21 protein-coding genes, 1 tRNA gene and 2 pseudogenes are annotated in these 19,287 nt (G+C 69.5%); 4 read left to right on the forward strand and 20 right to left on the reverse strand.

Features of this window, described 5'->3' with window-relative positions:
* The first annotated feature begins 126 nt into the window (after positions 1 to 126).
* Positions 127 to 211: transfer RNA gene (locus tag JWQ05_RS16565), tRNA-Leu, on the forward strand.
* A 331-nt stretch (positions 212 to 542) separates the two neighbouring features.
* Here the strand turns inward: JWQ05_RS16565 and JWQ05_RS16570 are convergent.
* From JWQ05_RS16570 to JWQ05_RS16585, 4 genes are all read right to left on the reverse strand, one after another.
* On the reverse strand, positions 543 to 740 hold the full coding sequence (locus JWQ05_RS16570; RefSeq protein ID WP_299660564.1) for a hypothetical protein: 198 nt from the start codon (positions 738 to 740) through the stop codon (positions 543 to 545).
* A gap of 57 nt (positions 741 to 797) precedes the next feature.
* Positions 798 to 1,421, reverse strand: a complete 624-nt coding sequence (locus tag JWQ05_RS16575) for an acyl-homoserine-lactone synthase (protein WP_299660566.1) — start codon at positions 1,419 to 1,421, stop codon at positions 798 to 800.
* A gap of 132 nt (positions 1,422 to 1,553) precedes the next feature.
* Entirely contained in the window at positions 1,554 to 2,288 is a 735-nt protein-coding gene (locus tag JWQ05_RS16580) for a LuxR family transcriptional regulator (RefSeq protein WP_299660569.1), read from the reverse strand.
* 148 nt (positions 2,289 to 2,436) lie between these two features.
* The gene (locus JWQ05_RS16585; RefSeq protein ID WP_299660572.1) at positions 2,437 to 2,877 is read right to left on the reverse strand and encodes a DUF488 family protein; all 441 of its coding nucleotides are present in this window, start codon (positions 2,875 to 2,877) and stop codon (positions 2,437 to 2,439) included.
* A gap of 208 nt (positions 2,878 to 3,085) precedes the next feature.
* Between JWQ05_RS16585 and JWQ05_RS16590 the strand changes: the two genes are divergently transcribed.
* On the forward strand, positions 3,086 to 3,955 hold the full coding sequence (locus JWQ05_RS16590) for a GH25 family lysozyme (protein WP_299660575.1): 870 nt from the start codon (positions 3,086 to 3,088) through the stop codon (positions 3,953 to 3,955).
* Positions 3,956 to 4,000: 45 nt separating this feature from the next.
* On the opposite strand, the gene JWQ05_RS16595 is transcribed toward JWQ05_RS16590, so the two are convergent.
* From JWQ05_RS16595 to JWQ05_RS16625, 7 genes are all read right to left on the reverse strand, one after another.
* Positions 4,001 to 4,681, reverse strand: a complete 681-nt coding sequence (locus JWQ05_RS16595; protein ID WP_299660578.1) for a hemolysin III family protein — start codon at positions 4,679 to 4,681, stop codon at positions 4,001 to 4,003.
* 105 nt (positions 4,682 to 4,786) lie between these two features.
* Complete coding sequence (locus JWQ05_RS16600; protein WP_299660581.1) at positions 4,787 to 4,987, reverse strand: hypothetical protein; 201 nt, start codon at positions 4,985 to 4,987, stop codon at positions 4,787 to 4,789.
* Positions 4,988 to 5,142: 155 nt separating this feature from the next.
* Positions 5,143 to 6,240 (reverse strand): COX15/CtaA family protein, encoded by a 1,098-nt coding sequence (locus tag JWQ05_RS16605; RefSeq protein ID WP_299660584.1) that lies wholly within the window; start codon positions 6,238 to 6,240, stop codon positions 5,143 to 5,145.
* Positions 6,241 to 6,372: 132 nt separating this feature from the next.
* Entirely contained in the window at positions 6,373 to 6,525 is a 153-nt protein-coding gene (locus tag JWQ05_RS16610) for a hypothetical protein (RefSeq protein ID WP_299660587.1), read from the reverse strand.
* Between the two features lie 100 nt (positions 6,526 to 6,625).
* Complete coding sequence (locus JWQ05_RS16615; RefSeq protein WP_299660619.1) at positions 6,626 to 6,919, reverse strand: hypothetical protein; 294 nt, start codon at positions 6,917 to 6,919, stop codon at positions 6,626 to 6,628.
* Positions 6,916 to 7,101, reverse strand: coding sequence for a hypothetical protein (locus JWQ05_RS16620; protein ID WP_299660590.1), 186 nt, complete (start codon positions 7,099 to 7,101; stop codon positions 6,916 to 6,918). Before JWQ05_RS16620 ends, JWQ05_RS16615 begins: the two co-directional genes overlap by 4 nt.
* A gap of 198 nt (positions 7,102 to 7,299) precedes the next feature.
* On the reverse strand, positions 7,300 to 9,108 hold the full coding sequence (locus JWQ05_RS16625; protein WP_299660593.1) for an adenine deaminase C-terminal domain-containing protein: 1,809 nt from the start codon (positions 9,106 to 9,108) through the stop codon (positions 7,300 to 7,302).
* 279 nt (positions 9,109 to 9,387) lie between these two features.
* Here JWQ05_RS16625 and JWQ05_RS16630 point away from each other — a divergent pair, with 279 nt between their 5' ends.
* A complete protein-coding gene (locus JWQ05_RS16630; RefSeq protein WP_299660596.1) occupies positions 9,388 to 9,642 on the forward strand; it encodes a hypothetical protein in 255 nt (84 codons plus the stop codon).
* A 29-nt stretch (positions 9,643 to 9,671) separates the two neighbouring features.
* Here the strand turns inward: JWQ05_RS16630 and JWQ05_RS16635 are convergent.
* From JWQ05_RS16635 to JWQ05_RS16675, 9 genes and pseudogenes are all read right to left on the reverse strand, one after another.
* Positions 9,672 to 9,887: pseudogene (locus JWQ05_RS16635) on the reverse strand (alkylphosphonate utilization protein).
* Between the two features lie 12 nt (positions 9,888 to 9,899).
* A complete protein-coding gene (locus JWQ05_RS16640; RefSeq protein ID WP_299660599.1) occupies positions 9,900 to 10,103 on the reverse strand; it encodes a hypothetical protein in 204 nt (67 codons plus the stop codon).
* 144 nt (positions 10,104 to 10,247) lie between these two features.
* A complete protein-coding gene (locus JWQ05_RS16645) occupies positions 10,248 to 11,012 on the reverse strand; it encodes an SOS response-associated peptidase (RefSeq protein WP_299660602.1) in 765 nt (254 codons plus the stop codon).
* Positions 11,013 to 11,063: 51 nt separating this feature from the next.
* The gene (locus tag JWQ05_RS16650) at positions 11,064 to 12,752 is read right to left on the reverse strand and encodes a methyl-accepting chemotaxis protein (protein ID WP_299660605.1); all 1,689 of its coding nucleotides are present in this window, start codon (positions 12,750 to 12,752) and stop codon (positions 11,064 to 11,066) included.
* Between the two features lie 94 nt (positions 12,753 to 12,846).
* Positions 12,847 to 13,851: a magnesium transporter CorA family protein gene (locus JWQ05_RS16655; RefSeq protein ID WP_299660609.1), complete on the reverse strand. Its 1,005-nt coding sequence runs from the start codon at positions 13,849 to 13,851 to the stop codon at positions 12,847 to 12,849.
* A 10-nt stretch (positions 13,852 to 13,861) separates the two neighbouring features.
* Positions 13,862 to 14,722, reverse strand: a complete 861-nt coding sequence (locus tag JWQ05_RS16660; protein ID WP_299660612.1) for an NAD(P)-dependent oxidoreductase — start codon at positions 14,720 to 14,722, stop codon at positions 13,862 to 13,864.
* 3 nt (positions 14,723 to 14,725) lie between these two features.
* Positions 14,726 to 15,544, reverse strand: a complete 819-nt coding sequence (locus JWQ05_RS16665; protein ID WP_299660621.1) for an SDR family NAD(P)-dependent oxidoreductase — start codon at positions 15,542 to 15,544, stop codon at positions 14,726 to 14,728.
* A gap of 35 nt (positions 15,545 to 15,579) precedes the next feature.
* A complete protein-coding gene (locus JWQ05_RS16670; RefSeq protein ID WP_299660614.1) occupies positions 15,580 to 16,338 on the reverse strand; it encodes an enoyl-CoA hydratase-related protein in 759 nt (252 codons plus the stop codon).
* 61 nt (positions 16,339 to 16,399) lie between these two features.
* The gene (locus JWQ05_RS16675) at positions 16,400 to 18,163 is read right to left on the reverse strand and encodes an acyl-CoA dehydrogenase (RefSeq protein WP_299660616.1); all 1,764 of its coding nucleotides are present in this window, start codon (positions 18,161 to 18,163) and stop codon (positions 16,400 to 16,402) included.
* A gap of 121 nt (positions 18,164 to 18,284) precedes the next feature.
* On the opposite strand from JWQ05_RS16675, the pseudogene JWQ05_RS16680 reads away from it, so the two are divergent.
* A pseudogene (locus tag JWQ05_RS16680) lies at positions 18,285 to 19,287 on the forward strand (L-threonylcarbamoyladenylate synthase); the annotation flags it as partial.

Here is a 19,287-nt window from a genome sequence, read left to right on the forward strand (position 1 = left end):
CGCGGCGCTTGTCGGACGGAAATCCCGCTGGTATTGGCTGCGCCGCGCCCCGAGAGCTCGGCCGCCGCGGCCGAGTGAGACAGGATCTCCGGGCCCGGTGACCGAAGCGAACGGGGTGTTGACGATGCGGCCATGGCGGAATTGGTAGACGCGCTAGCTTGAGGTGCTAGTCCTGCAAGGGGTGGAGGTTCGAGTCCTCTTGGCCGCACCAACTCATTGGAGTTGGTGCCTTTATACCGGGGCTTCTGCGAGAGATCTGATCTCGAAGCCCGGTTGTTTTCGACGACACCGTAGATCGCAAGTTCTTGCTCAGTGCGCGGCTTCAGGTGCGTGATTGTTCCGCACTATGGAAGAAGCACCGCGCTGTCGATCCGTCTGATCACGCTTCGACGGGGCGGCCTTCACGGGCGCGCATTCGTCGCTCACGACATTCCGTCCTGCTTCGTCTAGGAACCAAACCGGCTCGAAAGGGTCAGCTGTCTCCCGCGAACCCGACCACTGGGATCGAGGTGGCACCTCCTGATGACGGGCGAATGAGCGATCTACTCGGTCGGTTCCAGGGCCGGGTTGGACGCGATCGCCGGGTCGGCCAGCGCAATCCCGATCTCGAAGAGAAGTAGGTCGATGAGGCGGCGCATCACGGGCGTTCCCACCTCGTCGATCATCGATCGCGCCGCGATGCAATGCGTCGCGAGGCGGTCCAGCGACGGGCCGGCGGAAGTGGGGGGCAGCGGCGGCATGATTTGTCTCCGGAGCAGGCTGACGCCGCGGGCGGCGCGAAGGCGGCGGGCCGCCCCTCAGGCGGCGAGATAGGGATAGGTCGGTGCGAGGACCGATCGGGCGTCGCCGCGCAGCTCGTGCAGGCGCGCGAGGGTGCGGGCATCGAACTCGGCGGTCGCCGCGATGATGTCCTCGCCGCCGATCGATTGCGGCAGGCCGAGGGGATGCGCCCGGAAGTGCAACTGCACCACGTGGAGCAGGTACAGGGTCGGCATCTGAAGAACGAGCCGGCGCACTCCGTTGGCCATGCCCCATTCGAGAATTCCGGCGAGCAGCGAGAGCGAGACGGGATTGATCGCCTTGCCCCGCGCCCGGTGCGAGCGGGCCACGGCCTGCCTCGTCCATTCCCAGGTGTCGGGCCCGCGCGGCAGGTCGCCTTCGCAGAGCTGAGGCAGCACCTCCGAGAGCAGGTGGGGCCGCGTGGTCGGCAGGAGACGGCTGTAGCCGATGACCCGGCCCTCCTCGATGGCGAGGACGTGGATCGCTTCGGGCGTATCGAACTGGTCGATCTCGCGCCCGTCCGGGCGGGCGAGGTCCATCCAGCGCTTTTCCTCGACGAACACCGCGTGCCGGAGGCGCCAGACCTGCTCCATTTCCGCGCGGTACTGGTACGCATTGGCGGGCGTCACGAAATGAATCATGTCGAAACCTCCGTTTCCGGATCGGTTCTGACAGTTCCGTGAGGACTAGAAACCTACGGAAAACCGTAGGCCGGCCGTGCGGGACTCGCGATCGGCGTGCGCAGGTCCTCGGCGCAGGCGCGTGGTACTGCGTCAGTGGATCAGGCCTCGCCGGAGCGCCACGGCGACGGCCTGGGTGCGGTTGGTGGTTCCGAGCTTGGTGCGCGCGGACCGGAGATGGAAATCGACGCCGTGGGTGGAAATGCCCATGACCTCGCCGATCTCCCAATCGGTCTTGCCTTCCGCCGCCCATTGCAGGGCTTCGCGCTCGCGCGGCGCGAGCCTGGCGGCCTCCGGCGACACCGTCTGGCCACGCAGCCGCAGGAGATGGCCGAAGGCGTAGGTGGCGACGAGGTGCAGCATCGGGCGGTCGGCGGGGTCCATCGCGAGGCGTTCGCCCGACAGGCTGAAGCCCGCCACGCCCCCGTCCAGGGTCATCAGCGGGATGGTGATCCCGTCCCGAAGCTGAAAGTCGCCAGCTTCGTTCATCACGCGTCGCGCCCCGGCATCGTCGGCAAAGCGCGGGCCGAGTTCGCGCCAGGCGAACGGCGCGGTGGTGAGCCCAAGGTGGCGCACGGTCGGGTCGTGGAAGGCGTAGCCGCGCGTCAGATAACGGCGTCCCCACGCGTCGGGGAAGGTGTTGACGAGGACGTGACCCTGCTGCTGGCGTGCCGGCGTGCCCCGCTGGGGAACGGTTCCCGCCATGACGTGGGCGATGCCGAGATCGGCGAATTCCGTCAGCAGAAGCCGAGCGACCTCGTCGGTGCTGGCGGTACGGTCGAGGGACCGGAGGAAGCCGAGGGTCTGATCCAGCGCTTTGCGGCTCATGCGGCATCTCACCCGGTTGCAACCGGAAAAGACAACATTTGTAACCCTAGATTGTCAAGGCGATGTTTCCTAACGGTTCTGCGGGTGTGATCTCTCGGCGACGATGCCGGATGGTCTGTCGCCGAGCATTCCGGATCGGCGCGGGCGCTCAGCCGAAGAGGTCGATTGTCGTGAAGCCGCGCGATGCCATCCGCTCTGCGAGCACGCGGCGGTGGCAGCCTTCGGGATCGCGCTCGAAGCAGAGCAGGCAGGTCGGCGCCCGGGCGGCCAGGGCGCAGAGTTCGTCGAGGGCGAGGCCGCCATCGGCCGTGTCGAGAACCTCCTCGCAGTAGATCCTGCGCATCAGGGCCGCGTCGTGGGCCCGCGCCGCCTGCCGCCCGGCTTTCGGCGTGCCGAGGGCCCTCACATGGGCGTAGCCGAGGTCGGCGTTCTCCAAGCTCGTGCGCAGGGCCGTCTTGGAGAAGCCGCGCTTGCGCGAGTTCGCCACCGCCCTGACATCCGCCAGGGTCGCGACGCCCGCATCCCTGAGCGCGACCAGGAGGCGCTCGGAATCGAGCCCTTCGTACCCGATGGTGAACAGCGTCTTCATCGCGTCTTCGCCTTCACGAAACGTTGAACATTGGCCGGCACTTAGATGATGAGTCCGGGCCGGCGCCAGCGTGGATGCCTGTGGCTTATGTGTCTGCGGCGACACGGCTTCCGGAAATCCGCCGCATTGCCGTCAAAGGTCTGTTAACCGCGCCCGGGGCATCCCTTAGCCATTGTGTAGCGCGTAAAGTGAGATGGGTCGGGCATCGATGTCGCTGAGGAACGGGACCGCCTCGATCAGCCAGGACGGGCACTCACTTCGCACGACCGTCGCGGCCTGGCTTCGCCGGAGCGCGGCCATCGCCGCCCTATCGGCGCTCGCCGCCTGCTCGGGCAGCACGGATTTCTACCCGACCAAGGGGGATGCCAAGCCGCATCCAGGTGTGGCGCGCGCCAAGCAGCATCCGATCCAGGGCATCGACATCTCGAAGTGGCAGGGCCCGATCGACTGGATGTCAGTCCGTTCGGCCGGAACCCAGTTCGCCTTCATCAAGGCCACCGAGGGCGGCGACCACGTCGATGAGCGCTTCCGCGCCAACTGGGACGGCGCCGCCCAGGCCGGCGTCCCGCGCGGGGCCTACCATTTCGTGTTCTGGTGCCGCTCGCCGCAGGATCAGATGGCCTGGTTCAAGAAGAACGTGCCCAACGACCCCACTGCCCTCCCCCCAGTCCTCGACGTGGAATGGAACGGCCACTCGCAGCTCTGCCCGAAGAAGCTGCCGAAGGCCCAGGCCCTGTCGATGATCCGCTACATGCTCGACGAGATGGAGCGCTACACCGGCAAGCGCCCGATCATCTACACCGACATCACCTTCCACAAGGACGTCCTCGAGGACGAGCTGCCGGACTATCCGCACTGGGTGCGCTCCACGGCCGCCGAGCCGGAGCAGCGCTACGCCAAGCGCAAGTGGATGCTGTGGCAGTTCACCTCGACGGGACGGGTGCCCGGCGTGCGTGGCGACGTCGATCGCAACGCCTTCTACGGCACGACCGCCGAATGGGCCTCGTTCCTGTCGACCGATTGCGATCCGCGGGAACACAGCACGCTCGCCGACCGGGGTCTCTGCACGGGCAAGTGAGCGGGGTTCTCGGATGGACGGGCCCGAGCCCGGCCGGTCCGGGGTTCAGGCCGTGGCGCGCATGACCGTGACGAGCACGGCGCCGTAATGGCAGGCGGTCGCGGCGAGCACGAAGGCGTGCCAGATTGCGTTCTGGTAGGGCAGGCTCCGCCAGACGTGGAAGATGACCCCGAGGGAATACAGCAAACCACCGGTCGCCAAGAGCCAGAGGGCATCGGGGGCGAGACGGCCGATCACCGCGTCGTAGGCGACGACACCGCTCCAGCCGAGGGTCAGGTAGAGGCCGATGGCCGCGCGGTCGTAGCGACCGGGCAGGATCAGCTTCAGGGCGATCCCGATGCCGGCGACCAGCCAGACCGTGCCGAGGAGGCCCCAGGCCGGGACGCCGTCCCCCACCAGCGCCACGAGGGGCGTGTAGGTGCCGGCGATCATGAGGTAGATCAGCGCGTGATCGAAGCGGCGCAGGAGCCACTTGCGACGCCCCACCGGCCACATGTTGTAGGTGGCGGAGACGCCGAGCATCGAGACGAGCCCGGCGGCGTAGATCGCCACGCCCGCGCGCTCGACCCAGGAGATCGGCGAGAGCGCGGCGATCACCACGATGCCGATGGCCCCGGCGACGCCGAGGACGACGCCGAGAACGTGAATCGTGCCGTCTGCCAGCATCTCGCGGCGTGTGTAGTTCCAGTTCACTCCCGCTGGGCGTCCGTCGTCCGCTAAAAGCATCGCCGACCTCCGGTCTAGACCTGAAGGCTACGCTTGAAACGCTTCTCGCGTTCCCTGCGAGAATTACCGACTTCAGGTCATCAACACTTATCTTTTGAGGGGGGATCAACCCGGAAGGATGTTCGGGTACCGGCTTACGATCGCCGCCGCCCAGGCGACGCCGAGCAGTCCCGAGAGTCCAACGATGAGGCGCCAGGTGTGGCGCTCCCGCGAAGGCGGCAGGGTACCCACCGCTTTGGGTGCGGCTTCGGCCCGCGCCGTGTCCTTCGTCGAGGTCTGGACGTGTTCGCCGTGTAGGTCCTGCATGCAGGCTCGATCCTCTCGCGTTTCGCTGTGCCAGCATCCGAAGCGCTTCGCTTCGACGACGCTCAATCCGAAGAGCGAGTGGAACGTGCCGAGACGCCGACGGTTCGCTGCACTGCGATCACCATGTGGCGATGCGCACATGCCGCATCTCGGCATCACGCCGTCCGGCTGGACAGGATCTCGAAACCGAAGGGTGCAGACGGCGTCCCGAAGGTTCGCGCGGACGGCGCGGCCCGGCTCGTGCGGGCATGGACGGTGGCCATCGTCAGGACCGCCATCGCGAAGACCTGGTGTGCGAGGGCCGCCCAGAGCGGCACGGCGAGGAGGAGCGTCGCGATACCGAGACAGGCCTGGGCCAGCACGATGCCGGCAACCCCGGTGGCACGCCGGGCCATCCCCGTGCCTGGGCGGGTGCGGCGCGCGTCGACCGCATGCAGCAGCGCGACCGCCAGGAGGAGGTAGGCGGTCAGGCGGTGGTTGAATTGGACCAGGGTGAGATTGTCGACGAAGTTCTCGATCCAGGGAGAAACCGCGAAGAGTTCCGAGCCCGGCGGCACCAGCATGCCGTTCATGGTGGGCCAGGTGTTGTAGACGAGGCCTGCCTTCGATCCGGCGACGAGGCCGCCGAGGAAGATCTGCGCCAGCACGAGACCCATGATCGCCAGCGCTGTCCCGCGCAGGCGTCCCGGTTCGGCCTCCGTGGGGGGCGCGGCGCGAAGCCCGGCGGCCAGCCAGACGAGGCCCGCGAGGATCAGGCTCGCGGTGGTGAGATGCAGGGCCAGCTTGAGCGGCGCCACCGCGACCATGCCCGGCTGCAGGCCGGAGGCGACCATGATCCAGCCGATCGCGCCCTGCATGCCGCCGAGGATGCCGAGGCCGAGGAGCCCGAGTCCGAGGCGCCGTGTGAGCGCGCCGCGCCACCAGAACCAGACGAGCGGAAGGAAGAAGGCGAGGCCGACGATGCGCCCGAGCAGGCGGTGGCCCCATTCCCAGGCGTACAGCACCTTGAAGTCCGAGAGCCCCATGCCCTGGTTCAGGATGCGGTATTGCGGCGTGTCCCTGTACTTGTCGAACTCCGCCACCCAGGCCTGTGCCGAGAGCGGCGGAACCGCGCCCGTCACGGGGCGCCACTCGGTGATCGAGAGGCCGGAGCCGGTCAAGCGGGTGGCGCCGCCAACCGCCACCATCGCGACGACGAGGGCGGCCAGGAGGTAGAGCCACACCCGCACGCCGCGCTGTCCATTGGCTGGCATCGCGGCCGCCTCACCCGCTCTCGTCACGTCGGACCTCACATCCCATCCCTGCGCCGCGCCTGCGGGATCCGGTCAACGGCTCCGCGCTCCGGATTTCGGAGTCAGCAGGGTGCATCCAAGATGAGACGCGAGTTAGGCGAGGTAGGCGCTCCCCGCAACGCTCTCCGACGACGCACCGGCGGCGGGCACCGGCTGGGCCGCCAATTCACGCTCGCGGTTGATCGACAGCAACGCGAGGGTCGCCACGACGAGCCACGGTCCCGCGATCCCGATGAAGAAGGTCATGCTTGCGCCTCTCCTGCGCACCTTGCGCAGGCTCGATGATAGGCGACCGTGGCCGGTCCGCAAGCGGCTCCGACCGGTCATTGCCTCACGATGTGACCCGTCATGCGAGTGCCTGAACGAGGTTCCAGGAGAGGCCCGCCAGGACCAGGGCGCCGAGGCAGCGCCGCCACGGATTCACCCCGCGCAGGAGTTCGTCCATGGCCCAGTAGGTCAGGGCCAGCGCGCCCAGGAGGCGAAGGACCGACCCGAGGCTCCCCGCTGGCGCGAACAGCCAGTCGACGGCCGCGCATACGCCGAAGATCAGCAGCGGCGGGTTCGGCCATTGGCCAATGGTGATCGCCCCGGTCCGGCGGTCGCGGAAGAACCAGTCGAGGGCGCGGCGCGCGGTGCTCAGGTCGGGGTACCCGACTCGGCCTTGCGCAGGGGCGCGCAGATCTGCGGCGAGGCCTTGTCGAGGTGCTCGCAGGCATTGCGCAGGTACCAGGCTCGCAATTCGGGCTGCGAGGGGGCGACGTACATCGCCACGAGGACAAACGCGATGGCGCCGACGATGATCAGGGTGAGAAGGCTGCGCATGGGGCGACTCCGAGAAACCGTCCCATCCCGCCCGTCGCCGGCGGGGATGCCGGCCGCCTCGCTGCCAAAAAAACAGCCCGCGCGCCGGTCTCGGCATGCAGGCTGATTTGAGCTTGGGAGGATCGAGAGGCTGTTGAGACCTGCCTGACAACGGCTCCGTACCGCAGAGGTTCCCGAGCGGACCGCAGGTGATCCGCGTCAGGCCGGCTCGAAGAGCGGGACGATCCGCATGCCGGGCACCAGGACGAGGCCCTTGTCGGTGATCCGGATCTCCGGAATGACCGAGAGGGGAATGAGGTTGAAGCCCATATAGGGGATGGTGCAGCCCGCCCGCGTCCAGGCCTCCTTCAGCACCCGCACCTCCTCGGCCACTACGCTCACGCGCTTGTCCGAGATGAGCCCCGCCACCGGCAGCGGCACCAGGGCGATGACGGCGCCGTCCTCGACCACGCAGACGCCTCCCTGGATCGCGGTGAGCGCGTCGAGCGCCACCCGCATGTCGGCTTCGTCGAGGCCGGCGACGATGACGTTGTGCGAATCGTGCCCCACGCTGCTCGCCACCGCCCCGCGCTTCAGGCCGAAGGCGCGCAGCAGGCCGTGGGCGACGTTCCCTGCCCGGCCGTGCCGTTCGATCACGGTGACGAAGCAGAGGTCGTTCTCGGACAGCGTCGCGCCCCAGTCGGGGCCCGGGTCCAGGGCGACGATCTCGTGGGTGAGTTCGATGCCCGGCAGTGTCGTGCGGATCGCGTTGATCCGGCAGGGCGCTTTCGGCAAATCGGGGATGAGGGCGGGCAGCGGGTTCGGCAGGTGCATGGTGGCATAGGCCGGCGCCGGGTAGCGGTAGGGCCGCGACAGGGCCTCTTCCAGCACCGGCGTGATCGCTCGGTTCTCGACCACGGATACGCCCCCGTACCAAGTGGATTGCGGTACCAGATCGTCGTCGAGGAGAACGAGGTCGGCGCGGCGCCCGCCGCCGAAGCCGCCGATCTCGCCGTCGAGGCCGTAGCGGGTCGCGGGATGGAGCGACCCCATCGACCAGGCCTGGACCTTCGGGATGCCCATGCGCACCGCCTCGCGCACCACCCAGTCGAGGCCGAAGGCGAGGAGGTCCTGCGCGTCGCGGTCGTCGGTGCAGACGCAGACGCGCTTGGCCGCCGCCCCGTAGTCGAGGATCGTCCCGATGGCTTTCGGCAGGCTGTGCCAGGGCGTGGTCGGCGGGCCGCCGCGCAGGTAGATCCAGATTCCGGCCTCCAGGAGGTCGTCGGCAATGTCGCGGTCGATGGCCTCGTGGGTGTCGGTGACGCCGCTGGCCGCATAGGCCGCCACGAAGTCGCGTCCGTAGATGTGCCCGGAGACGGGGCGCCCGCGCTCCAGCGAGGCCTGGATGATGGCGTGCGCACGCGGGTCGCCCTCGCAGACCGCGACGAAATCCATCTTCTCGCCGAGCCCGATCGCCTCGGGCCAGGTGTCGAACAGCGCTCCGATCTTGGCCGCGTCGAGGTCGCCGCCGGCGGTCTCCAGGTCCGGCGAGGTCGCCGGCACGGTGCTGGGCACCGTCAGGTAGATGTTCAGGGGCGCCGCCCGGGCATCCTCCAGCATCCAGGCGATGCCGTCCCGGTCGAGCACGTTGCCGATCTCGTGGCTGTCGCAGACGATGGTGGTGGTGCCGTTCAGGAGTGCGGCCTCCGCATAGGCGCAGGCCGTGACCATGCTGCTCTCGATATGCAGGTGCGGGTCGACGAGGCCGGGGGCGAGCAGGCCGCCGCGCACGTCGTGGCGCCGCGCCCCGCCCTTGTAGGACCCGGCCGGCCGGACCGCCGCGATCCGCCCGCCGGCGATCCAGACCTCGCGGTCGGGCAGGATGCGCTCGGAATAGGTCGATAGCAGGCGCGCCCCGGTGATGACGAGATCGGGGTCGGCGCGCCCCGAGGCCACGGCCGCGAGGTGGCGCGTCATCCGGCTCAGGGGGTCGACGGAGAAGCGCGTCAGCGTTCGCGTGTCGGTCATGCGATCTCTCGATATTGAGCCCCGTCGCCGCGCGGCGCACGCATCGTGCCAGACCTCTGGGGCACGCGACAGACGGGGTTCGGGGCTCCGAAACGGGTTGCCAAAGACGCCGTCCGGTCCCATTTACAGCCCATGCCGATCGCGACGCATGTCGCTCGATCGGAGACGGCCACGATCGCTGGGCCAGGGTGACGCCGGATGTACGCGCACCCGCTACGCCCGCTCCCGTGGCCGTCGGCTTTTCCCCTGCCCGCCTTCCAGTTCGAGCACCGTCCCGTCATGGCCAAGCGTACGAAGTCGAAACCGCAGGAGCGTGGCTCCGTCCTGTTCGATGTCCTCTACGAGGACGAGTCCCGCGCCTCGAACCGGCGCGTTCCGATGGAGATCCTGGGCGGTCTCGACGGCGACGAGCCGGCTCGCCAACTCATCGAGGAGCAGGACCGCGCGATCTCGGAGAAGTCCGGGCGGCCGTTGCGTCCGATCCGCAGCCTCACGCGCTCGCCGCCGCGCGCGCCCAGCGCCACGGACGAGTAGCCCCTGCCCTGCCGCCCGGGCACTAGGGCTCAGGCCTTCGTCAGGAACTGAGCTTTCAGGACGAGGCCCTTGACCCGCTCGGCGTTGCCTTCGATCTCGTCCGGATCCTCGGTGAGGCGGATATTCTTGAACAGGGTGCCGCGCTTCAGGGTGGTGGAGGTGCCCTTCACCTTCAGTCCTTAGATCAGCGTCACCGCATCGCCGTCCCCGAGCTTGGTGCCGTTGGGATCCCGGGTCTCGTCCACAAACCGCGCCTCTCAGCTCTCGGGCGGCATGTGTGGGCGGCCCTCGTCGGCCAGCGTCCGGTCCACGGCCTCGATCGCGAGGAGGATACGGGTAAGATCCTCTGCGGCGGACGGGGCCGCGACGTCGCTGGCGCCGATGCGCCGAGCGAGCGCGCTGCGCTGACGGGCCAGGCTGGCTCGCGCCCGGTTCAGGTTTTCGATCTCGTCGGCCGTCATCGGGGACATCACCTTCCTGCATCGTGCGCCGGGATGCCCCGGATCGCCGCGTGAGCGATGCGGTGTTTGCGTGCCGGATGCAACACGCGCGGGCATCGCGCTCGCCGCAACGTGCGTTCCGACGTGCCGGATACGTCTCGCCCGTCAGAACAGCGCGCCCTGCGCATCCTCGTCGCTGGACCGGGGTTGCTCGGCGGCTGGGGCATTCCGTTCCGGGTCGCCCGGACGGGGCGTACCCACGGGTTCGATCAGGTCCGGCTCGTCGATGCGGGCGTTGTTGACCCGCGAACTCACCGGATCGAGGGTCAGCCATTCGTCCGGGCAGGGTCGGCACAGGCTTACCGCCGCGTCCGGTTCGACACCGCGCGTGTCGAGCCAGGGCTCGATCTGCTCCGGCGCGAGGATCGCCGGCATCCGGTCATGGACCGCCGCCATGGTGCCGTTGGCCCCCGTCGTGACGATGGCCGCCGTGTCGACCTCGGACCCGTCGGCGCCGAGCCAGTTCTCCCACAATCCGGCGAGCGCCATCGGGGCGCGATCGGCACGGCGGATCATGAAGGGCGTCTTCTTGGCGCTTTTGCCCGTCCCCTCGCGCCGCCACTCGTAGAAGCCGTCGGCCAGGAACACGCAGCGGCGATGCCGCAGGGCGCCGCGAAAGGTCGGCTTCTCCCGCAAGGTCTCGACCCGCGCGTTGATGACGAGGGGAAAGTCCTTCGGGTCCTTGACCCAGCTCGGCCACAGGCCCCAGCGCACCAGCCGGAACTGGCGCCGCCCCGCCTCCGCCAGGACGACCGGCACGGGCTGGGTCGGGGCCACATTGTAGCGCGGCGGAAAGTTCGGCACCTCCGGGTAGCCGTAGAAGGCCCGGAAGATCTCCGGGGCCTGCGCGATGAAGAAGCGTCCACACATGGCGGGACGATCGGCAAATCCGTCGCGCTGGGCAAGCCCCGGAGGGGAACGTCAGGCGGCGCGGACGTTGGCGAGGAAGCGGCCGACCTCGTGCCCGAGGTGATCCGACTGGCGCGAGAGATCCGAGGCCGAGGCCAGGACCTGGGCCGCCGCGGCCCCCGTCTCCTCGGCTGCGCCCGCGACGCCCGCGATGTTGGCGGTGACCTCGCCGGTGCCGGTGGCGGCCTGCGCCACGTTGCGCACGATCTCCTGCGTCGCCGCGCCCTGCTCCTCGACGGCCGCCGCGATGGAGGTCGCCACGGCGCTGATCTCACCGATACGCCCGCGGATCGCCGCGATGGCGCGCACGCTCTCGGCCGTGGCACCCTGGATGCGGGCGATCTGCGTGCCGATCTCGTCGGTGGCCCGCGCCGTCTGGCCCGCGAGTTCCTTGACCTCGGTGGCGACCACGGCAAAGCCCCGGCCGGCCTCGCCGGCCCGCGCCGCCTCGATGGTGGCATTGAGCGCCAGCAGGTTCGTCTGGCCGGCAATGGCCGAGATCAGCTTCACCACGTCGCCGATGCGCGCGGTCGCCCCGCTGAGCTCCTGAACCAGTTCGGCGGTGGCGCTCGCTTCGCGCACGGCGGCTCCGGCGAGTTCGGCCGAGCCCTGCACCTGCCTGCCGATTTCCTGGACGGAGGAGCCGAGTTCCTCGGCCGCCGCCGCCACCGTCTCCACGTTGCAGGCCGCCTCCTCGGCGGCCGCCGCCACGGAGACGGACTGGCTCGCCGTCTCGGTCGCGGTTCCGCTCATGGCCTGCGCGGTGGCCTGGAGTTCGCCCGCGGCCTTGCCGACGGAGGCGACGATGCCGCCGACGGCGCGCTCGAACCCCTCCGCCATCTCCCGCATCGCCTGGCGGCGCTGCGCCTCGGCGCCGGCCCGGGCCTGAGCCGTCTCCTCTTCCAGACGCTTCATCCGCAACAAGCCGTTCTTGAAGACCTGCACCGCGTCGGCGATGCGGCCAATTTCCGTGCCGGTGCTCTGGTGCGGGATCGCGACATCGAGGTCGCCCGCGGTCAGGCGGGTCATGGGCTCCACCACCGAGTCGATGCCGCGCGCGATGCTGCGCACGATCAGGGTCGCGAGCACCACCGCGAGGGAGACCGCGAGCGCGAGCGCCGCGAACGCGATGGTCTTCGTCTGTGCCGTCAGGGCCTTGCCGTCCGCCTCGGCGCGTTCGGCGCCGGCATCGTTGATCTCGATGAGCTTTTCCAGGGCCGTCGAGGCCCGCCGGCGCGGCTCGACGCCGTCCGAGAGGTAGAGCCCATAAGCCTCGCCCTTGCCGGCGACCCTGGAGGCGACGAGGATCCGGTCCGCAATGCCGAAGAAGCCGGTCACTTCGCGCCGGAACGTCTCGAAATGGCTCCGCTCCGCATCGGAGGTGATCATCCGCTCGTAGGCCTTCGACAGCGCACCGATCTGGTCGCGCCGTTTGCCCATGTCGGCTTCGATTCTGGTGAGATCCGCCGCATCCGTCGTCTGCGTCGCCCGCATCAGGCTCGTCGCGTAGCGCGCGAGCGCCACGTCGATCCGGCCACTCATCTGGACGCTGGGAAGCCAGTTGGTCTGCACGGCGGTGAGCAGCGTGTTCATCCGGTCGACGCCGGAAATCCCGAGCCAGCCGACGGCCAGGATGAACAGGGTCATGATCGAGAAACTGGCAACCAGTCGTGTGCGAATGGTTGTGGTCTTCAGCGACATCGGCGACTCCCCCCACACGTGTATCCGCGGACCGGAACACGCCGAGCGACGCGAGGTTACATCGGCATCCTTAACGAGAAGGATCGAATACGCGCTACAGCCATTTCTTCCAGCGAAAGAACACGTACGGAAGCACCGCCGCCACGACCATCATGACCACCGCCATGGGGTATCCCAGGCCCCAGTCGAGTTCCGGCATCGCCTTGAAGTTCATGCCGTAGATCGAGGCGATCAGGGTCGGCGGCATGAACACCACCGCCATTACCGAGAACAGCTTGAGGATGTTGTTCTGCTCGAGGTTCACGAGGCCGAGGGTGGCGTCGAGCAGGAACTGGATCTTCGAGGACAGGAAGGTGGCGTGCTCCTCCAGCGATTGCAGGTCGCGCAGCGTCGAACGCACGTCCTCGCGCAATTCGCGCGGGGCCTTGGCGGTGCGGTAGGTCGCCGAGAGCGCGAGCAGGATGCGCTCCATGGAGACGAGGCTCTCGCGCTGCTTGGAGATCAAATCGCCATGCCGCCCGAGGGCGCGCAGCGTGTCCTGCAGGGCGGTGTTGCGGGCGCCCGGATCCTCCTTCTCCTCGAAGATCTTGCCCGAGAGCCGGTCGATGCGCTCGCCCTGAAGCTGGAGCACGTCGGCGGCCCGGTCGATGACCGTCTCGATCAGGCCGGCCAGGATGGTCTCGCCGGAGGGCACGGCGGAGGGGCCGTTGCCCGTGGAGCGCCCGGCCCGCTGCGTGTACATCCGGAAGGCCTGCGGCTCCTCGTAGCGCACCGTCACGAGGCGGTTGCCGCGCAGGATGAAGGTGATGCCCGCGAGCCCCGGCTCCTCGGCCTCGCTGACCTTGCTCAGCACGCGCCCCGTCATGTAGCGCGCCCCGTCCTCCACGTAGAGGAGTTCGGAGGGCTCGATGTCCTTCATCTCCTCGCGGGTCGGCACCGAGATGCCCATGAAGGCCTCGACCTTGAGGTCCTCCTCCCGGCTCGGGCGGATCATGTCGAGCCAGACGGTGTCGTCGGGGATCGCCTCCTGCAATTCGAGGGAACGGCGCTCGAGCAGGGTCTGCCCGGCGCCGGCGACCGGCTGATGGATGAAGATCACGCGTGACGTCTCAGGCGAAGGCCCCGGGAGGCGGTGTGCTCGCATCCGGCACGAAGAAGTCCGGCGCAAGAGGGATGCCGGGTGTGACGCGGTATTTTGAAAAGTCCGTGACACCCTGCTCGGCCAGGAACGTGTCGTCGATGAGGAAGCGTCCGGTGATCGCGCGGGCGGAGGAGCAGAACAGCGCGTGGGCCGCATCCGCCAGGATGTCGGGGGTGCGGCTCGCCTGCATCAGCGCGTCGCCGCCGAGCAGGTTCTTCACCGCCGCCGTGGCGATGGTGGTGCGCGGCCACAGGGCGTTGACGGCGATGCCCTGGCGCCGCAACTCGCCCGCCAGCCCGAGCACGCAGAGCGACATGCCGTATTTCGCGATGGAATAGGCCAGGTGCGGCGCGAACCACTTCTCGGCCATGTCGAGGGGGGGCGACAGCATCGCGATGTGCGGGTTCTCGGCCTTGGCCAGATGCGGGATCGCGTATTTGCTGACCATGTAGGTGCCGCGGGTGTTGATGGCGTGCATCAGGTCGAAGCGCTTCATCTCGGTGGCCGGCGTGCGGGTGAGCGAAATCGCACTGGCGTTGTTCACCACGATGTCGATGCCGCCGAAGGTGGCCGCCGTGGTCTCGATGGCGGCGGCGACGCTCTCCTCGTCGCGGACATCGACCAGGAGCGGCAGGGCTCGGCCCCCGGCCGCCTCGATGGCGGCGGCGGCGGTGTGGATCGTGCCTTCCAGCTTCGGGTGGGGCGTGTCGGTCTTGGCCGCGATGGCGACGTTGGCGCCGTCCCGCGCCGCTCGCAGGCCGATGGCGAGGCCGATGCCGCGCGAGGCCCCGGTGATGAAGAGGGTCTTGCCCTTGAGTGAACCGCCCATGCGTCAATCTCCCTCGGAATCGATTCGAAAGCGGGACGGCCGGGTGCCGTCCGCATCGGTGAAGCCGTATTCGGCGGCGAGATCGCCGGCATGCAGGATGCGCCCGGCGCGGGCCGCCACGCCGGGATCGGCCGCTAGGGCGGCGAGCGCCCGGCCGGCATAGAGCGGGCTCTCGGTGGCCCGGTCGGCGTGGCCGATGTCGATGGCGCGCTCGGTGCGCACGAAGCCGGGCGAGAGGCCGAGGGCGGTGACGCCGTGGGGGCCGAGTTCCCGCGCGCAGGCCAGGGCGAGCCGGTTCGTGGTGGCCTTGGTCAGGTCGTAGAAGATGTCGCCGAGATAGCCGTCCTCCGTGTCGAACGACACGAAGGCGAAGAGTCCGGACTTGGCCGAGACCATCGCTGGGGCGACGGCGCGGGCGAGCAGCAGGGCCGGATAGGGACCGCTCGCGAAGAAATCGGACAGCGGCTCGGCCGAGCGGCGCCAGAATGGCGTGCCCCAGGCTGCCCCGTCCGCGTAGCGCTCGCCGTCATAGCCCTCGTTGCCGCCCCAGACGCTCGACACGGCGACGTCGATGCGCCCGAACCGGCGCAGCGCCCAGTGGACGAGGATGTCCACGGCCCGCTCGCTGGTGTGGTCACAGAGATAATGATGGCCCTCGCCCCCGGCGGCATCGACGGCGCGGGCGGTGTCCTCGATGGTCTCGGGGCGGCCTTCGGTGCGCGGCCCCGTCTCGCTGGAGCGCGCGGTCACGATGACGGTGGCGCCGGCCTCGCCCAAGCCCCGGGCGATGCCGCGCCCGACTCCACGCGAGGCACCCGCCACGAGGCAGACCCTGCCCCGCAGGTCGGGTGGGACGCTCACGCGGGTTTGGCCCGGCCGAGGAAATGCGCGAAGGCGGCCTGGGCCTCCGGCGCCCGGAGGCGCTCCTCGAAGGCGACCGCCTCGGCCTCCAGGGCCGCCTCCATGGCTGCCTGATCGCCCCGGATCAGCGCGCGGGTGGCCTGCACGGCGCCGCGCGGCAGGCTGGCGAGGCGGGCCCCCTGCGCCAGGGCGTGCTCGAGCAGGAGGTCGGCCGGCATCACCGCGTTGACGAGGCCGAGGCCGAGCGCCTCGTCGGCATCGAAGGGCCGGCTGAGGAGCAGCATCTCGGTGGCCTTGAGGAGCCCGACCCGACGGGGCAGCAGGTAGGTGGAAGCCGCCTCCGGCACGAGGCCGAGTTCCACGAAGGGCATGCGGAAGCGCGCGGCGGGGCTCGCGTAGACGAGGTCGCAATGCAGGGTCAGCGTGGTGCCGATGCCGACCGCGATGCCGTCCACCGCCGCGATCATCGGCGTCCGCGTCCGGGCGAGTTGCCGGATGAACTGGAGGGCGGGTGCGTCGCTGAAGGGCTTTCGCGTGCCCGCGACGAAGTCGGCCAGATCGTTGCCGGCGCTGAAGGCTCCGGTCGCGCCCGCGAATACGATCGCGCCGATGACCTCCGACGCGTCGGCCTTCACCAGGGCGTCCCGCATGGCATCGTACATCGCGCCGGTGAGCGCGTTCTTCTTGTCCGGTCGGTCGATCCGTATCAGGCGGATGCCCTCGGGCGTGTCCGTGACCGCGATGTGCTCGCTCATGATCGCCTCGGCCCCCATCGGTTGCTTGAAATCCTCCGCCACGCGCAGCCGAGGACGTGGTTCAGCTTGCCAGGGCAAGGCCGGCATCGTCCGTGAAGTGCCCGCCCGCGATCACGCTCTCCTCCAGCCCGCCGGCGGCGACGAGCAGGTTGTCGGCGAAGAATCGGGCGAGCGCGATGCGGCCGCCCTGCGCCGGATCGGTGTCGCCGCTCTTCAGGGCCGCGTGGGCCGCGAGCGCGGCTTGCGCGAGGCAGGCCCCGCCCTGGACGAGACCGAACAGGCGCAGGTATGGCGTGGCGCCCGCCAGGGCGGTCTCGGGGCGATTGGAGGCAAGGGCGGAGAGCTGGAAGCTCGTCGCCCGGTCGAGGCTCTCGATGCCGGCGCGCAGGCGCGCGCCGATGCTGCCGAAGGCCGGATCGGTCTGCCTGACGAAGCCCTCCGCCACCGCGCGAAGGCTGGCGATCTGCGCCCGCACCGTGGCGCCGCCGTTCAGGGGCAACTTGCGCGCGACGAGGTCGATGGCCTGGATGCCGTTGGTGCCCTCGTAGATGCCGAGGATGCGGGCGTCACGCATGTGCTGGGCGGCGCCCGTTTCCTCGACGAAGCCCATGCCGCCATGGACCTGGACGCCGAGCGAGGTCACCTCGTTGGCGATGTCGGTGGAGAATGCCTTGGCCACGGGTGTTAGCAGCGAGGCCCGGTCATGGGCGGCCTGGCCTTCGGGCCCGCGCGCCGCGTCGAGGGCGGCGGCGGTGAGATAGCAGATGCCACGCGCCGCTTGGGTATAGGCTTTCATCGTCAGCAGCATGCGCTGCACGTCCGCATGCGCCAGGATCGGGCTCGTCTCGACGGCACCGGGCGCCTTGCCCTGGCGCCGGTCGCGGGCGTAGCCGAGCGCCTGCTGGGTGGCCCGCTCAGCGATGCCGACGCCCTGCAGGCCGACGTTGAGCCTCGCCGAGTTCATCATCGTGAACATGCACGTGAGACCGCGGTTCTCCTCGCCGATGAGCCAGCCGGTCGCTCCGCCCGAATCGCCGAAGGCCATCGAACAGGTCGGCGAACCGTGGATGCCGAGCTTGTGCTCGATGCCCGAGCAGCGCAGGTCGTTGCGGCGTCCATCCGGCAGCACCTTCGGCACCAGGAACAGCGAGATGCCGCGCGTGCCGGCGGGCGCGTCCTTCAGCCGGGCCAGGACGAGGTGGACGATGTTGTCGGTGAGATCGTGCTCGCCATAGGTGATGTAGATCTTGGAGCCGACGATCCGGTAGCTGCCGTCGCCGGCCGGCTCCGCGCGGCTGCGCAGGAGCGCCAGATCCGAACCCGCCTGAGGCTCGGTGAGGTTCATCGTGGCCGTCCACTCGCCCGAGACGAGTTTCCCGAGGTAGCGCGCCTTGAGATCGTCGGAGCCGTGCTGGGCCAAGGCTTCGATACCGCCCGCCGTGAGCAGCGGGCACAGGCCGAAGCTGAGGCTGGCCGCGTTCCACATCTCCGTGCAGGCGGCGTTGAGGACGAGGGGCAGTCCCTGGCCTCCATGATCCGGCTCGGCGCTGAGACCGTTCCAACCGCCCGCGATCCAGCTCCGGTAGGCCTCGCGCCAACCCGGTGGCGTCGTGATCGCGCCATCCTTCAGCGGCGTCCCGTGCCGGTCGCCGACGCGGTTGAGGGGCGCGATCACCGCGTCCGCGACCTTGCCGGCCTCCGCCAGGATCGCCTCGGCATCTTCGATCGCGAGATCGCGGTGGCGGCCAGCCGCGATCGCCGCATCGAGCCCCGCCACGTGGCGCAGGGCGAACAGCATGTCGGCGACCGGTGCGCGATAGCTCATGATGGGTCCTCCCGCGCCTTGATCGACGTCAGCGCTTGCCACCCGTGTTTGACGCATGGGCCGGCCCGGCGCTAGGCCGGGTCGCGCTCCGCTGCCGGGCGTTCGCGAAGATAGTTTAGATATGAACGATCTCGGGTCAATCCCCGATGGGGGCATCGGGCGGGACGTCACCCGTCGGCTGCGTAGCGATGCCGAGGGCGTCGCCGAAGCCGCGCGCCTGATCCGGTCGGGCCGCGTCGTCGGCTTTCCCACCGAGACGGTCTACGGCCTCGGGGCCGACGCCACGGATGCCGAGGCGGTGGCCCGGATCTTTGCCGCCAAGGAGCGCCCGCACTTCAATCCGCTCATCGCGCATCTGGCGGACCGCGAAGCGGCGCTGACCGAAGGCGTGTTCGATGACGCGGCTTCGCGTCTCGCAGGGGCCTTCTGGCCCGGACCGTTGACGCTTGTGGTTCCGGCGTCCTCGGGCTGCCAGGTCTGCGATCTGGCGCGCGCCGGCCTGCCGAGCGTCGCCCTGCGGGTTCCGGGCAACGCCCTCGCCCGGGACCTGCTCGCGCAAGTCGCCCGCCCGGTCGCGGCCCCATCGGCCAACCGGTCGGGGCGGGTCAGCCCGACCTGCGCCGATCATGTGGTCGGGGATCTCGCGGGCCGGATCGCTGCCGTTCTGGATGGGGGCGAGACGGCGGTGGGTGTCGAGTCGACCGTGGTGGCCTGCCTCGACGGTCGCGTGCGCCTGCTGCGGCCGGGTGGGATCACGCGGGCAGCCCTGGTCGACTGCCTCGGCTTCACACTCGCCGAGGCCGTCGAGACCGCGAGGCCCATCGGGCCGGGCCTGCTGGCGTCTCACTACGCGCCGCGTGCGCGCGTCCGCCTGGACGCCACTGCCGTGCGGGCGGGCGAGGCGGTGCTGTTGTTCGGCTCGGACGAGCCACAGGGCATGGAAGCCGCGCGTGCGCAGTTCAATCTCAGCCCGGCGGGCGATCTGACCGAGGCCGCGACGCAGCTGTTCTCGGCGCTCCGCCGGCTCGATGCGACGTGAGCCGAGACGATCGCAGTCTTGCCGATTCCTGAGACCGGTCTCGGCGAGGCGATCAACGACCGGCTGCGGCGGGCTGCGGCCCCGC

The organism is Methylobacterium sp. (genome assembly GCF_028290105.1).
In the GTDB taxonomy this organism is placed as follows: domain Bacteria; phylum Pseudomonadota; class Alphaproteobacteria; order Rhizobiales; family Beijerinckiaceae; genus Methylobacterium.